Genomic DNA, 14,340 nt, shown 5'->3' with positions numbered 1-14,340 from the left:
ATATTGAAGAGGGCGGTAGCTTAACGATTTTAGCAACAGCGCTCGTTGATACAGGGTCTCGTATGGACGATGTAATTTACGAGGAATTTAAAGGAACTGGAAATATGGAACTTCACTTAGATCGCTCATTAGCTGAGCGTCGTATCTTCCCAGCGATTGATATTCGTCGCTCTGGTACGCGTAAAGAAGATCTATTAATTCCGAAAGAGCATTTAGACAAGTTGTGGGGTATTCGTAAAACAATGCGTGATACACCAGACTTCGTTGAAGGTTTCTTACGTAAACTTCGTCAAACAAAGACAAATGAAGAATTTTTACAAAACATTGTTGCAGACTCGAAAAGGTATGTAACAACTAAGTAAAGGGAAAAGATTGGGACTCGCTTATTTCGTAGTAAGCGAGTTTTTTTATGTTTTTTAGGTGATGTTAAAGGGAGAAGTAAGTGGGAGAACCTTAGCCAGTCAGAGCTGAACGAGCCGCTTGCGCTTTTAAATTGTATCCAGTTCTGGCGGCTAGCTCTTCGCATCTAAGAACCTTCCGCCCGAAAGGTAAAAAGCATCTTTAGGGCGAAAGAACCTTAGCCAGAGCTAAGCAAGCCACCTCCACTTTAAGATAATATCCAGCTCCAGCGGCTAGAATCTCCGGTCATTTCACTCTCTCGAAGCAAAAGGCGCTTCAAGGTCGAGAGTTTGAAGTGTCCTGGATTCTGAACGAGCCGCTTATGCTTTTAAATTGTATCTAGTTCCGACGGCTAGCTCTTCGTGTCTAAGAACCTCCCGCACTAAAGGTAAAGAGCACCTTTTGTGCGAGAGAACCTTAGCCAGTCAGAGCTGAACGAGCCGTCTCCACTTTTAATTTAAAAAGACAAAAACAGGTAGTTGCAAAATGAAGTTAGCCTTGTTATAATTTCATCATATGTGTTTCATCAATATAGTTGTGTATGCAGCTGAAGATGAAAAACTCTGTTTCGAAAATGATTCAGGGCGGAAGGAGATGAAAAGAATGAAAGCAGGAATTCACCCAGATTACAAGAAAGTTGTATTCATGGACACAAACACAGGCTTCAAATTCTTAAGCGGGTCTACTAAAGGCTCTAGCGAAACTGTTGAGTGGGAAGATGGTAACACTTATCCATTACTAAAAGTTGAGATCAGTTCTGATTCTCACCCATTCTACACTGGACGTCAGAAGTTTGCTACTGCAGACGGACGCGTTGATCGCTTCAATAAGAAATACGGTATCAAGTAATAAAAACATAAAACAGGCAAGTGTATGTATTCGCTTGTCTGTTTTTTTTGCGAAAATATTATACCTTTACCCTACTTTTAACTAAAAAGTAGATGAAAGGAGAGCTTCATGTACTTAATAAATCAAAATGGCTGGATTGAAGTGATTTGTGGTAGTATGTTTTCTGGTAAATCAGAAGAGCTAATCCGCCGTGTGCGCCGCACGCAATTTGCGAAACAACATGCAATTGTATTTAAACCATGTATTGATAATCGTTATAGTGAAGAAGATGTTGTATCACATAACGGATTAAAGGTAAAAGCAGTTCCTGTTTCAGCTTCAAAGGATATATTTGAACATATTACAGAAGAGTTGGATGTTATTGCAATCGATGAGGTGCAATTTTTTGATGGGGACATTGTGGAAGTGGTGCAAGTATTGGCAAATCGTGGCTATCGTGTCATTGTAGCTGGTTTAGACCAAGATTTCCGTGGTCTACCATTTGGACAAGTTCCTCAGCTGATGGCGATTGCTGAACACGTAACAAAACTGCAAGCAGTATGTTCTGCATGTGGATCTCCGGCAAGTCGTACACAACGATTAATTGATGGAGAGCCGGCGGCATTTAATGATCCGATTATTTTAGTTGGAGCTTCAGAATCGTACGAACCACGTTGTCGTCATTGTCATGCAGTTCCTGCAAACAAAAATAAGTAAAACTCGCTTTGTAGGGCGGGTTTTTTTCAAAATAGAGAGAATGAGTGGTGCAAGCCGCTTGCGCTTTTAAATATAATTTGCGTTTTTTTGAGTAAGTACCATATACTATTTGTATTAGATACTAGGATGTAGAGGTGAATGATGTGTTAGATCGTTTGCAAGCTGTAGAAGATCGTTATGAGAAGTTAAATGAATTGTTAAGTGACCCAGAGGTTATTAGCGATACAAATAAGCTTCGTGAGTATTCAAAAGAACAATCTGATATGCAAGAAACGGTAGAGGTGTACCGTGAGTATAAAGATGTTCGTGAGCAATTACGAGATGCAAAAGCAATGTTAGAAGATAAGTTAGACGCTGATATGCGTGAAATGGTTAAGGAAGAAGTCTCTGAATTAGAAGGACAAGAGAAAACATTATCAGAACGTCTGAAAATTTTACTTGTTCCAAAAGACCCTAATGATGATAAAAACGTTATCGTGGAGGTTCGTGGTGCTGCTGGTGGTGATGAGGCAGCTTTATTTGCTGGTGATTTATATCGTATGTATAGCCGTTATGCTGAGGTGCAAGGTTGGAAAACTGAAATTATCGAAGCGAGCTATACAGAGTTAGGTGGATATAAAGAGATTATCTTTATGATTAACGGTAAAGGTGCTTTCGCGAAGCTGAAATTCGAGAATGGTGCTCACCGTGTACAACGTGTTCCTGAAACGGAATCTGGTGGACGTATTCATACATCTACAGCAACTGTAGCTGTATTACCAGAGGCAGAAGAAGTAGAAATTACTATTCATGAAAAAGATGTTCGTGTTGATACATTTGCTTCTAGTGGTCCTGGTGGACAGAGCGTTAATACAACGATGTCAGCGGTACGTTTAACGCATTTACCGACTGGTGTAGTTGTATCTTGTCAGGATGAGAAATCACAGATTAAGAATAAAGAAAAAGCAATGAAAGTATTACGTGCACGTGTTTATGATAAATTCAGACAAGAAGCGCAAGCTGAGTACGATCAAAACCGTAAACAAGCTGTTGGTACGGGAGACCGTTCAGAGCGTATTCGTACGTATAACTTCCCGCAAAACCGTGTAACTGACCATCGAATCGGCTTAACGATTCAAAAGCTAGATCAAATCCTACAAGGTAAGTTAGATGATTTCATCAATGCCTTAGTGATGGAAGATCAGGCGCAAAAGATGGAGGCAGCTGAGTAATGCGTGTCTATGAAGCCCTGAAATGGGCTTCTTCTTTTTTACAGGAAAATGGACGAGATGAAAATGCGGGAGAACTTGTCCTTTGTCATGTATTAAAGACGAACAGAACAGGGATGCTCATGAATATGCGTGAAGAGATAACCGCGGAACAAGAGAAAAGTTTTGTAGAATTTATCCACAAGCACGTGAAAGGTATTCCAATCCAATATATGCTCGGTTATGAAATGTTTTATGGACGCTCGTTTTTTGTGAATGAAGAGGTATTAATACCAAGGCCTGAAACGGAAGAGCTTATAGTAGGAGTGCTAGAGCGAATTGAGCGTCACTTTGGTAATGAGAAACTTCATGTAGCGGATATTGGTACAGGTAGTGGAGCAATTTCTATTACGCTCGCTTTAGAAAATAAAAATCTTCATGTGTATACGGTAGATATTGCAAGAGAATCGATTGAAGTTGCAAAAGAAAATGCAAAATCTTTGGGTGCAGAAGTAACGTTCTATCACGGTGATTTATTGTCACCATTTTATAAAATAGATCAAAAGTTAGATGTTGTCGTTTCAAACCCTCCATATATACCAGAAGAGGATTGGCGTGGTCTTTCTCCTGTTGTGAAAGAGCATGAACCAAAGAGAGCACTTGTTGGCGGTGAAGATGGATTAGATTTCTATCGCCGTTTTATGGAAGAATTGCCGAACGTGTTGCAGAAGAAAGCAATTGTGGCATTTGAAATTGGAGTAGGGCAAGGTGAGGATGTAAAGGAATTGTTACAACAAGCCTTTCCGCATGCTCATGTTGAAGTTGTTTTTGATATTAACGGAAAAGATCGTATGGTATTTGCAGAGATGGAGTAAGGTTCACACCTTACTCTATTTTTTTGTGGGGAAAATTCATATAGATTTTGAATTTAATAGTTTAGAAAGATGAAAGTCTGTCCACACTGTTTGTAGAGGGGACGGTGGAGGAAATGAAAAAACAAGTTATTGCTTATCTTCTTCTATTATTAATTGGTGCACAGTTACTTGTGCAGTTTGGATATATGAAAGCTGATGCGAAAGGGCCTTCTGTTATTCCGAAAGAGGCCGTTCGATTACGAATTTTAGCAAATAGTGATTCAGATAAAGATCAGGCGTTAAAGCGTAAAGTACGCGATGAAGTAAAAGCGCAAATTGATGGATGGGTAGCAGATTTAACGTCATTTGAAGAGGCGCGAAAGGTAATTCAAAGTCATATTCCAGAAATCGAAAAAACAGTGAAACACACGCTAAAAAAGGAAGGCAGTACAGAGTCATTCCAAGTGAAATTTGGTAAGAATGTAAAGTTTCCTACAAAGGTATATGGGAATTTTATTTATCCAGCAGGAGAATATGAAGCGGTACTCATTACAATTGGAAAAGGTGAAGGGGCGAATTGGTGGTGTGTGTTATTTCCTCCAATGTGTTTCTTAGATTTTTCAAGTGGTACAGCTGTAAGAAAAGAAGAGCATGTTGTGAAGGCTGAATCTCCTGAAGAAGATCAAGTGGAACAAGCTGAAGGGGATATAGTCGATTCACCAAAGATAGAAGAGGATAAGGTGAAGGAAAAGAAAGTTGTAAAACAGGAAGTAGCAAAAAAGGTAACAGCTTCTGAAAAGAAAGTAGTAAAAAGTGAAATAAAAGTAGAAGAACAGCCTGTAAGTAAAGAAGAAACAAAAACAGTGGAAAAAGTGGAGAATCCTGTGGAGAAAAAGCAAGAAAAACAAAATGAGTATGTACAAGTGGAAGAGGAAGAAAAAAAGCCAGAAGTTAAATTATTTATTGTAGAAGCTTTTACATCTTTATTTTCTAAATAGTACTATTAACAAGTCCCTTCTCATATATAAAGATGAGGAGGGATTTATTATGAAGAAAGTGTATTTTGCTACGAAAGAGGATGTAGAAAGATTACATTCGTTTTTCGGACAAGCTAATAAAAAAGATGATAAAATAAATGAGTTATACGCACAATTTATGATTTTGGAAGAGGCGGAAGAAATACGAGCTGTAATTGGATATGAACAAAGTGAAGAAAATGCACTTATTCGTTCTTGTTTATTCACACCTCATGTGGATAAACAGACTTTCTTATATTTTTTTGAAATGTTTTTGCAGTATATGAAAGAAAAAAATATTCGACAATTGTACTTACTAACAAATCATCCACAATCTATAACAATCTTTCAGTTTTTTGACTTTGTCACTATAGAGAGAGAGAAAGTGCCAGAGGGAATTCGACAGCTAGAACACTTTTGTAAAAATATAAAAGAGCCGAATGCAATAATACTAAATTGTCAGCTATTCACAAAGTTATCCACGGATTAATTAGGTTTATCCACATTTTGTGGATAAACCTTGTTTGTCTTTTGGATAAATCTCATAGTAAACTAAAAATAGACAAGTATTTCAGGGTAGAAAAGGACGTGGAAAAAAATGCACACAAATATGTGGGTTGTGGATAATGTTGTGGAAAGAAAAAAATATTATCCACAGTTACAAGAAGCAGCAAGACTATTAAGAGAAAACGAAGCGGTTGCCTTCCCTACGGAAACGGTATATGGGCTAGGTGCAAACGCGATGAATGATGAAGCAATTGCGAAAATTTTTGAAGCAAAAGGGAGACCAAGTGATAATCCACTTATTGTTCACATAGGTACAAAATCTCAGTTAGATGGGATTGTAAATGAAATTCCACCGGTTGCGGAGAAGTTAATGGAACACTTTTGGCCAGGACCATTAACGATTATTTTGCCAAGAAAAGAAGGTATTTCTGAGAAGGTGACGGCAGGTCTTAATACGGTTGGAGTAAGAATGCCGGATCATCCAGTAGCGCTCGCTCTTATTGAGGAGGCGAATGTACCGGTTGCAGCACCGAGTGCGAATCGTTCAGGGCGTCCAAGCCCGACGTTAGCTTCTCACGTATATGAAGATTTGAATGGAAAGATTGCAGGTATTGTTGATGGTGGGGCAACGGGAGTAGGCGTTGAATCAACTGTAATCGATTGTACAAGTGAGATTCCAACAATTTTACGTCCAGGCGGGATTACGAAAGAACAATTGGAAGCAGTAATAGGTACTGTTTCTTTAGATCCAGCTTTAAAGGATGAGAAGGAAAAACCGAAATCACCTGGAATGAAATATACACATTATGCACCGAAAGCGCCACTTAGTATTGTTGAAGGATCACGTGAGTTTATTCAGCGTCTTGTGGATAAGAAGAAGGAAGAAGGATTTAAAGTAGGTGTATTAACGACAGAAGAGTATCAGCATGTATATAGTGCAGATGTCGTATTATCTTGTGGTATGCGAAGTGATTTAGCTAGCGTTGCGACCAAATTATATGATGTACTTAGAACGTTTGATGCAAGTGAAGTGGATGTTATTTTTAGTGAGTCGTTCCCGAATGACGGAATAGGGAATGCAATTATGAATCGCTTAACAAAAGCGGCAGGACATCATATTATTACTGAATGATAAGGTACGATTAGCAAACAGAATATTTCTCCTCGGATAAGCATATTTTGAAGTAGCACGTCCGAGGAGGGACATGAATGACGTTTGAACAGCTAATACCTTTAATAATTATGGCATTCGCCTTAGGGATGGATGCGTTTTCGGTGAGTCTTGGTATGGGGATGATGACCTTAAAGTTAAGACAAATCCTGTATATCGGTATGACGATAGGGATTTTTCATATTATCATGCCATTTATAGGAATGGTATTAGGTCGTTTTTTATCAGAGAAGTATGGGGACATTGCACATTTTGCAGGTGCTATTTTATTAATTGGTCTAGGGTTTTATATCGTATATTCGTCTATTTTAGAAAACGAAGAGACTAGAACTGCTCCTATTGGAATTAGTTTATTTGTATTTGCATTTGGCGTCAGTATAGATAGCTTTTCGGTAGGCCTTAGTCTTGGTATTTACGGAGCACAGACGATTATTACAATATTACTTTTTGGATTTATTAGTATGTTATTAGCGTGGTTTGGTTTATTAATTGGTAGACATGCGAAAAGTATACTCGGTACATATGGTGAGATAGTAGGTGGTATCATTCTGGTTGGATTTGGATTATATATCCTTTTTCCTATATAATTTTATGTAGGAGGGAATTATGAACACGCTATTGGAATGGTATGTTAAGTTTTTAACCTTCTTTCCTCGATGGCTAAGAAGACTTATAATTTGGGGTATTATTTTGCAAATTTCGATGTTAGGTTGGATTAAGTTAATTTGTGAATGGTGAGATGGTTCCTTTCTGTGCATATTTTGTTTGTACTATATTTATTGCACTAAAAATTACAGATATAGAAAGGATGAGATGAATGACGAGATTGAAGCAAGTTTTTGGTATTATTATTAGTTTTTTTGTTTTTTGGTTTAGTATGCTCGGTGTACAAATGTTTGCTGAGTTTTTAGATATTGAGTCATTGAAGTTTGTTGCGGGGAAGACTGAGGCAGCGCGTACTTTTTATTCTCCATACCCGTTTTTAATTGTTTTTCTTATTACATTGCTTTCCCTATATTTCTTAGTAATTAAGCTTGGGAAACCGAAAAAAGAGAAATTGCCTACTTTAGAGGAAAAGAAGGAAGAATTATAAAAATAAAATCCCCCGCTTCTTAGCGGGGGATTTTATCATTGAGTGATGGAAGTAATTAAGTTACCTTCGCTTTAAAATATATCCAGCTCCAGCGGCTAGAATCTCCGGTCATTTCGCTCTCTCGCATGAAGCAAAAAGCGCTTCAAGGTCGAGAGCTCCAATGCTCTGCGATTCTGGGCGAGCCGCTTCCGCTTTTAAAATATTATCCAGTTCCAGCGGCTAGAATGGTCGGTGGCTTCGCGTCTTCCTGCGAGGCAAAAAGCGCCTCTACGTCAGAAGCTCCATCCCCCTCCCATTCTGAGCGAGCCGCTTCCACTTTTAAATTGGCCTAACCAATTCAAATTGTTCTCCTAATTTTGCATAGTTGTGTCCTGCTAGACGGCTTACTGGTTTTAGTCCTTCTGCGTGAATGCGGCCTTTTTCGTATAGGTGTTCTGCGATGTGGAAACGAACGATGCGTCCGATTAGTAGATCGCAAGCTGGTGAGTCTTCCGTTCCGCCAAGAGGGATTGCGCGTTCTAGTACGCATTCCATTCGAATGTTCGCTTCTTTCACACCTGGAACAGAGATGACGTCACTTTTAATTGGTGTTAGTTTTGCTAGTTCGATTTCACTCTCGTTTGGCGGAAGGTTAGCTGCTGTTTCGTTAATCGCTTCTATGTAAGATTCGTCAGAAATATGTACAACAAACTCTCCTTGTTCCATTGCGTTTCGGGAAGTATCTTTCGGTGTTCCTGCTTTTCGTTGTACAGAAACTGAAATAAGTGGTGGATTAGCAGCAACAATATTGAAATAACTATAAGGCGCTCCATTTAATACACCGTCTTTTGTTATAGAAGTAACGAATGCGACGGGACGTGGAATAATGCTGCCCGTTAATAATTTGTAATTCTCTTTTTCCGTTTGTTCATTTGGATTAATTGATAACATGTTTAAAATCTCCCTTCTGAATATGACGACTTATTGTTTGTTTACAAGATGTTAGTGGGAAACTCCTGCTGGAAATAATATTTTTTTAATGATGTAAAAAAGAGATTACCTCAATTATACTGAAGTAATCTCTTTTTAAGTAAACATCTTGAAATTGAGATAAATATTAAAGTAAAACGTATGCGCCAGGCCCGATTAAAGCGACACCAACAGCGACAGCGATTAACATTAAATTATATTCAAATCCGTCTTGTGTTACCCAGTAACCATTTTTTCCGTGAACAGTGAAGATTGCCATTAACATTGTTCCAACGATAAATAATGAACCAATTACAGTGAAAATACCTGATGCGAATAAGAAACCACCTAGTAATTCAGTTGCACCAGCCATAAATGCCATAAATACACCAGGGCGTAAACCGATTGATTCCATCCAACCGCCTGTTCCTTTTAAGCCATAACCACCGAACCAACCGAATAATTTTTGAGCACCATGACCCATGAATGTAATTCCTATAATAAGACGAATAATAAGAAGACCGAAATCCATCATTTTTGAAAACCTCCTGAAAGTTTATTAACTTACCTTATGTAAGTAATAATAAAATAGTTACTTACTTTAGTCAAGTGAATTTCGAAAAAAGTTTGAATTAAATTTTACAAATTAACGACAAAAAATAAAATGTAGTAAAGACCTCTAGACAAGTTGGTCGAAAAAAGAGAAAATATAAGTAGAAGTTAACTTCTTATTGTTATTCAGACAATCAGAATTGACTGGAATTTTGTGAAGCGCTACAATAAGAGTCTATTAGTAATGACGTAATTTATTTCGAAAGCGTTTTTACAGTATAATATTCGAAGTATGAAGTCTTACATGTATCCCGAGCTTTACTAGGGATTGCCCTATAAACTTTTAGGTAAATTATAAGGAGGACTATCCTATGTTTAAAAAATTATTCGGTCTTGGTTCAAAAACAAATGAAGAAACAATTGTAGCTCCATTAACTGGAGCAGTGAAAAATATTGAAGAAGTACCAGATCCAGTATTCGCTGGTCGTATGATGGGTGACGGTGTTGCAATCGATCCTACTGAAGGTGTAGTTGTATCTCCAGTTGATGGTGAAATCGTACAATTATTCCACACGAAACATGCTATCGGAATTAAAGCGAAAAACGGTACAGAAATTTTAATCCACGTTGGATTAGAAACTGTAAAAATGGAAGGCGAAGGTTTCGAAGCTCACGTTTCTGAAGGACAAGCTGTAAAAGCTGGAGATAAATTAATCTCATTCGACTTAGAATTAATCCGTGAAAAAGCGAAAAGCACAATTACTCCAATCGTTATTACAAACACAGATGCAGCTGATTCTATTAAGACAACTGTAGGTGTAACAGCTACAAAAGGTTCAACAGAAGTAATGAAAGTTACAATGAAATAATTGTTGTATAAAAGGAATCCGTTTCATATGAAATGGATTCCTTATTTTTTGTTGTATGTTTAGTAGGTATGTTAAAATACTCTAGGCACTTGGAAATAGGGTTTCACATATATGTGGATAGGCGCATTTTTCTTAGAAAAATGCGCCTTTTGTATATTCACATTTCTTTTGTTCCATCCTAATGTAAGCTATTATTAAAGGGAAAAGATACAATATAAGGGGTGGGTTTGGATGAAACGAGTGTTATTTGTTTGCACTGGCAATACATGTCGTAGTCCGATGGCTGAGGCGTTACTTCGTCATCATGGAGGAGATAAGTTTGAAGTGCAATCTGCTGGTGTTTTCGCCTATCCTGGAAGCGATGCATCGATATATGCGAAGGAAGCTTTAGCTGAAAAAGGAATTTCAATCGATCATGCCGCGCAGCAGGTAAATGAAGCTTTGCTTGATTGGGCTGATATTGTCGTAACGATGACAGAAAATCATAAGCAAATTGTACTTGGTCACTATCCGAGTGTTGAAAAGAAGTTGAATACATTATATGGACTAACTGAAGGTATAGGTAAAGACATTTCAGATCCTTTTGGAGGATCGCTTTCTATTTATAAAGAAACGTTAGATGAGATGGAAAAACTTGTACAAACTTTACTGAAAAAACATTCAGAGGGTTGATGTTTCGTGTATAATACGATATTGGAGATCACTTCGTCCTATTGAGGTAGCGAGTGTGAAATGAAGATAATTGGTTGAAACTTTGGAGGGGTAAAAATGAAAGTAGTAATAGCATCTGATCACGGCGGTATGAATATCCGTAAAGAACTTGTAAGTTTATTAGAAGAATTAAATATTGAATATATTGATTTAGGTTGTGAATGTGAAGCTGGTTCTGTTGATTACCCTGATTTTGCATTTCCAGCAGCGGAAATGGTAGCAAATGGTGAAGTGGATCGTGGTATTTTAGTTTGTGGGACAGGCATCGGTATGTCAATCGCGGCAAACAAAGTAAACGGTATTCGTTGTGCGTTAGTTCATGATACTTTCAGTGCGAAAGCAACGAGAGAGCATAATGACACTAACATGCTAGCGATGGGCGAGCGTGTAATTGGTGCTGGTCTAGCGCGTGATATCGCAAAAATTTGGTTAACAACTGACTATGAAGGTGGCCGTCACGAAAACCGCGTAGGAAAAATTAAAACATACGAAACAAAGTAATAGATTCTAACTATCAGTAGTGTGAAATATAATTTGGTGAACCAACCTGTGAAAGGAAGAGGCGTAATGACAGAAATCGTAAAGGTAAGAGAACAGCTACAAATATCGCTTTCTGATTTCCAAGAACAAGCTTCATTGCAAAGTGGTCAAATTTTTGTAGTGGGGTGTAGCACGAGCGAAGTGCTAGGAGAAAGAATTGGAACATCAGGAACGATGGAAGTAGCAGAGGCGATTTTTTCTGAGTTAAAACAATTTCAAGAGCAAACAGGTATTGAGTTAGCGTTCCAATGTTGTGAGCATTTAAACCGTGCTTTAGTAGTTGAGAGAGAAGTAGCGATAAAATATCAATTTGAAATTGTAACAGTTACGCCTGTTAGATCAGCAGGTGGTGCATTGGGGACATATGCGTATCACAATTTGAAAGATCCGGTAGTAGTTGAATTTATTAAAGCGGATGCTGGAATGGATATTGGTGATACATTTATTGGTATGCATTTAAAGCATGTAGCTGTTCCAGTTCGTACAAGTGTGAAGGAAATTGGAAATGCACATGTAACGATGGCGAAAACACGTGGAAAACTAATAGGTGGAGCACGTGCTGTTTATGCAGCGGAGGAAGAAACGATTACTTGCCGTTAAATGCGAAAAATGAGGAAGTCATATAGCAGCTTTTTATCATAGGATAAAAGGTATGTTGTCTGACTTTATAATAGAAGAAAGAAAAGACCGATTTTCGGTCTTTTTTTTCTTTTATGATATAGAAAGTCATGTTAGAATGTAGTTGAAAACATGAAGGTTCGAAAGAATTACAACCTGAATTTTCGTTTTTTCTGAATAAATAAGAAAAAACTGTTGGGAATTGATGTAATTCGTTCAGAAAAGGGGGATTTTGGTGGATCATTTAAAACGTCAAGATGAAAAGGTATTTGCTGCAATTGAGGCAGAACTAGGAAGACAGCGTTCAAAGATTGAGTTAATCGCTTCGGAGAACTTCGTAAGTGAAGCAGTAATGGAGGCGCAAGGTTCTGTTTTAACGAATAAGTATGCTGAAGGATATCCTGGAAAACGTTACTACGGTGGTTGTGAACACGTAGACGTAGTAGAAGATATCGCACGTGATCGCGTAAAAGAAATTTTCGGTGCAGAGCACGTAAATGTTCAACCACATTCTGGTGCACAAGCGAACATGGCAGTATATTTCACAATTCTAGAGCAAGGCGATACAGTACTTGGTATGAATTTATCTCATGGTGGTCACTTAACACACGGAAGCCCTGTTAACTTCAGTGGAGTACAATATAATTTCGTAGAATATGGCGTGGATGCTGACTCTCACCGTATTAATTACGATGATGTATTAGCAAAAGCGAAAGAACATAAACCAAAATTAATCGTAGCAGGTGCAAGTGCATACCCTCGTGTTATCGATTTCAAACGATTCCGTGAGATTGCGGATGAAGTGGGCGCATACTTAATGGTTGATATGGCACATATCGCTGGTTTAGTAGCTGCTGGTTTACATCCAAACCCAGTACCACATGCACATTTCGTTACAACAACAACACATAAAACATTACGTGGCCCGCGTGGTGGTATGATTTTATGTGAAGAGCAATTTGCAAAACAAATTGATAAATCAATCTTCCCTGGTATTCAAGGTGGCCCACTTATGCATGTAATCGCTGCAAAAGCTGTTGCATTTGGTGAGGTGCTTCAAGATGACTTTAAAACATATGCACAAAATATCATTAATAATGCGAACCGCTTAGCTGAAGGCCTTCAAAAAGAAGGACTTACACTTGTTTCTGGTGGAACAGACAATCACTTAATCTTGATTGATGTTCGTAACTTAGAAATCACAGGTAAAGTAGCAGAGCACGTATTAGATGAAGTTGGTATTACAGTGAACAAAAATACAATCCCATTTGAAACAGCAAGCCCATTTGTAACAAGTGGCGTACGTATCGGTACGGCAGCTGTAACATCTCGTGGTTTCGGTTTAGAAGACATGGATGAAATTGCTGCACTTATTGCTTATACATTAAAAAATCATGAAAATGAAGCTGCATTAGAAGAAGCACGTAAGCGTGTAGAAGCGTTAACGAGCAAATTCCCAATGTATACAGATCTATAATAGATTGAAAAAGACTGCTGAAACGTACTTGTTTTAGCAGTTTTTTTTGAGGACATATATTGTTTTTAAAGTATGTATACAAATGATGAATAAATTTTGGCGATATAATGAAGGATACAGCTTCCATTATTGGTAAAGATACTAGATAGATTCATCGTAAAATCATGATTTTGCCAAATTTGCCCTTGAATATTAGTAGCGTTTTCTTTACAATCGTAAATAGTGTAAAAAAGCGTGCAAACGCATGAATATCATCTAAAGGAGAGATTCACATGGGAAAACTGTATGTATTTGATCACCCGTTAATTCAACATAAGATTACATATATTCGCGATAAGAATACAGGTACGAAAGATTTTCGTGAATTAGTGGACGAAGTAGCAAGCTTAATGGCTTTCGAAATTACTCGCGACCTTCCACTTAAAGACATTGAAATTGAAACGCCTGTAAGTAAAGCGACAACAAAAGTGATCGCTGGTAAAAAACTTGGTTTAATTCCGATTTTACGTGCAGGTTTAGGAATGGTTGATGGAATTCTGAAATTAATTCCAGCAGCAAAAGTAGGACACGTTGGTTTATACCGTGACCCTGAAACATTGCAACCGGTAGAATACTATGTGAAACTTCCAACGGATGTAGAAGAGCGTGACTTTATCGTACTAGATCCGATGCTAGCAACAGGTGGTTCTGCAGCTGAAGCAATTAACTCTCTGAAAAAACGCGGTGCGAAACAAATTAAATTAATGTGTATCGTAGCTGCTCCAGAAGGAGTAAAAGTAGTACAAGAAGAGCATCCTGATGTTGATATTTATGTAGCAGCATTAGATGAAAAGTTAAATGACCACGGTTATGT

At 37.9% G+C, this 14,340-nt stretch carries 17 protein-coding genes and 1 pseudogene; 16 read left to right on the top strand and 2 right to left on the bottom strand.

The features are described from left to right. From JDS92_RS27100 to JDS92_RS27055, 10 genes and pseudogenes are all read left to right on the top strand, one after another. Window positions 1-362, top strand: a pseudogene (locus JDS92_RS27100) (transcription termination factor Rho); the annotation flags it as partial. A 640-nt stretch (window positions 363-1,002) separates the two neighbouring features. Then, window positions 1,003-1,248 (top strand): type B 50S ribosomal protein L31, encoded by a 246-nt coding sequence (locus JDS92_RS27095; RefSeq protein WP_000643435.1) that lies wholly within the window; start codon window positions 1,003-1,005, stop codon window positions 1,246-1,248. 108 nt (window positions 1,249-1,356) lie between these two features. Beyond that, the gene (locus tag JDS92_RS27090) at window positions 1,357-1,944 is read left to right on the top strand and encodes a thymidine kinase (RefSeq protein WP_000280853.1); all 588 of its coding nucleotides are present in this window, start codon (window positions 1,357-1,359) and stop codon (window positions 1,942-1,944) included. Between the two features lie 143 nt (window positions 1,945-2,087). Further along, window positions 2,088-3,155: a peptide chain release factor 1 gene (gene prfA, locus JDS92_RS27085; RefSeq protein ID WP_000887062.1), complete on the top strand. Its 1,068-nt coding sequence runs from the start codon at window positions 2,088-2,090 to the stop codon at window positions 3,153-3,155. Next, window positions 3,155-4,006 carry a peptide chain release factor N(5)-glutamine methyltransferase gene (gene prmC, locus JDS92_RS27080; protein ID WP_001267074.1) on the top strand — a complete coding sequence of 284 codons (852 nt, stop codon included), beginning with the start codon at window positions 3,155-3,157 and terminating at the stop codon, window positions 4,004-4,006. The genes prfA and prmC overlap by 1 nt, the downstream gene beginning before the upstream one ends. 113 nt (window positions 4,007-4,119) lie before the next feature. Next, window positions 4,120-4,983, top strand: coding sequence for a stage II sporulation protein R (spoIIR, locus tag JDS92_RS27075; RefSeq protein WP_199632819.1), 864 nt, complete (start codon window positions 4,120-4,122; stop codon window positions 4,981-4,983). A 49-nt stretch (window positions 4,984-5,032) separates the two neighbouring features. Next, window positions 5,033-5,491, top strand: coding sequence for a GNAT family N-acetyltransferase (locus JDS92_RS27070; RefSeq protein WP_000758449.1), 459 nt, complete (start codon window positions 5,033-5,035; stop codon window positions 5,489-5,491). A 108-nt stretch (window positions 5,492-5,599) separates the two neighbouring features. Continuing rightward, window positions 5,600-6,640 carry an L-threonylcarbamoyladenylate synthase gene (locus JDS92_RS27065; RefSeq protein WP_016107303.1) on the top strand — a complete coding sequence of 347 codons (1,041 nt, stop codon included), beginning with the start codon at window positions 5,600-5,602 and terminating at the stop codon, window positions 6,638-6,640. Between the two features lie 77 nt (window positions 6,641-6,717). Beyond that, window positions 6,718-7,266 (top strand): manganese efflux pump MntP, encoded by a 549-nt coding sequence (locus tag JDS92_RS27060; RefSeq protein WP_097999790.1) that lies wholly within the window; start codon window positions 6,718-6,720, stop codon window positions 7,264-7,266. Window positions 7,267-7,496: 230 nt separating this feature from the next. Next, window positions 7,497-7,772 carry a DUF3935 domain-containing protein gene (locus JDS92_RS27055; RefSeq protein ID WP_000197483.1) on the top strand — a complete coding sequence of 92 codons (276 nt, stop codon included), beginning with the start codon at window positions 7,497-7,499 and terminating at the stop codon, window positions 7,770-7,772. A 318-nt stretch (window positions 7,773-8,090) separates the two neighbouring features. On the opposite strand, the gene JDS92_RS27050 is transcribed toward JDS92_RS27055, so the two are convergent. After that, entirely contained in the window at window positions 8,091-8,702 is a 612-nt protein-coding gene (locus JDS92_RS27050) for a flavin reductase family protein (RefSeq protein WP_098912000.1), read from the bottom strand. Between the two features lie 166 nt (window positions 8,703-8,868). Continuing rightward, window positions 8,869-9,255 (bottom strand): DoxX family protein, encoded by a 387-nt coding sequence (locus JDS92_RS27045; RefSeq protein ID WP_000968621.1) that lies wholly within the window; start codon window positions 9,253-9,255, stop codon window positions 8,869-8,871. A 388-nt stretch (window positions 9,256-9,643) separates the two neighbouring features. Here JDS92_RS27045 and JDS92_RS27040 point away from each other — a divergent pair, with 388 nt between their 5' ends. From JDS92_RS27040 to upp, 6 genes are all read left to right on the top strand, one after another. Then, window positions 9,644-10,141: a PTS sugar transporter subunit IIA gene (locus JDS92_RS27040; protein ID WP_063222518.1), complete on the top strand. Its 498-nt coding sequence runs from the start codon at window positions 9,644-9,646 to the stop codon at window positions 10,139-10,141. Window positions 10,142-10,372: 231 nt separating this feature from the next. After that, a complete protein-coding gene (locus tag JDS92_RS27035; RefSeq protein ID WP_000832365.1) occupies window positions 10,373-10,813 on the top strand; it encodes a low molecular weight protein arginine phosphatase in 441 nt (146 codons plus the stop codon). 96 nt (window positions 10,814-10,909) lie between these two features. Then, window positions 10,910-11,353, top strand: coding sequence for a ribose 5-phosphate isomerase B (gene rpiB, locus JDS92_RS27030; protein WP_000869542.1), 444 nt, complete (start codon window positions 10,910-10,912; stop codon window positions 11,351-11,353). A 48-nt stretch (window positions 11,354-11,401) separates the two neighbouring features. Next, a complete protein-coding gene (locus JDS92_RS27025; protein WP_002045951.1) occupies window positions 11,402-11,992 on the top strand; it encodes a TIGR01440 family protein in 591 nt (196 codons plus the stop codon). Between the two features lie 253 nt (window positions 11,993-12,245). Beyond that, window positions 12,246-13,487: a serine hydroxymethyltransferase gene (glyA, locus tag JDS92_RS27020; RefSeq protein WP_000349812.1), complete on the top strand. Its 1,242-nt coding sequence runs from the start codon at window positions 12,246-12,248 to the stop codon at window positions 13,485-13,487. A gap of 272 nt (window positions 13,488-13,759) precedes the next feature. Beyond that, window positions 13,760-14,340 (top strand): uracil phosphoribosyltransferase (gene upp, locus JDS92_RS27015; protein ID WP_199632818.1); only part of this gene is annotated, 581 nt, incomplete at its 3' end.

The organism is Bacillus cereus group sp. N12 (assembly GCF_016483575.1).
GTDB classification, from domain to species: domain Bacteria; phylum Bacillota; class Bacilli; order Bacillales; family Bacillaceae_G; genus Bacillus_A; species Bacillus_A toyonensis.
This window is presented reverse-complemented; position numbering and strand designations above follow the sequence as displayed.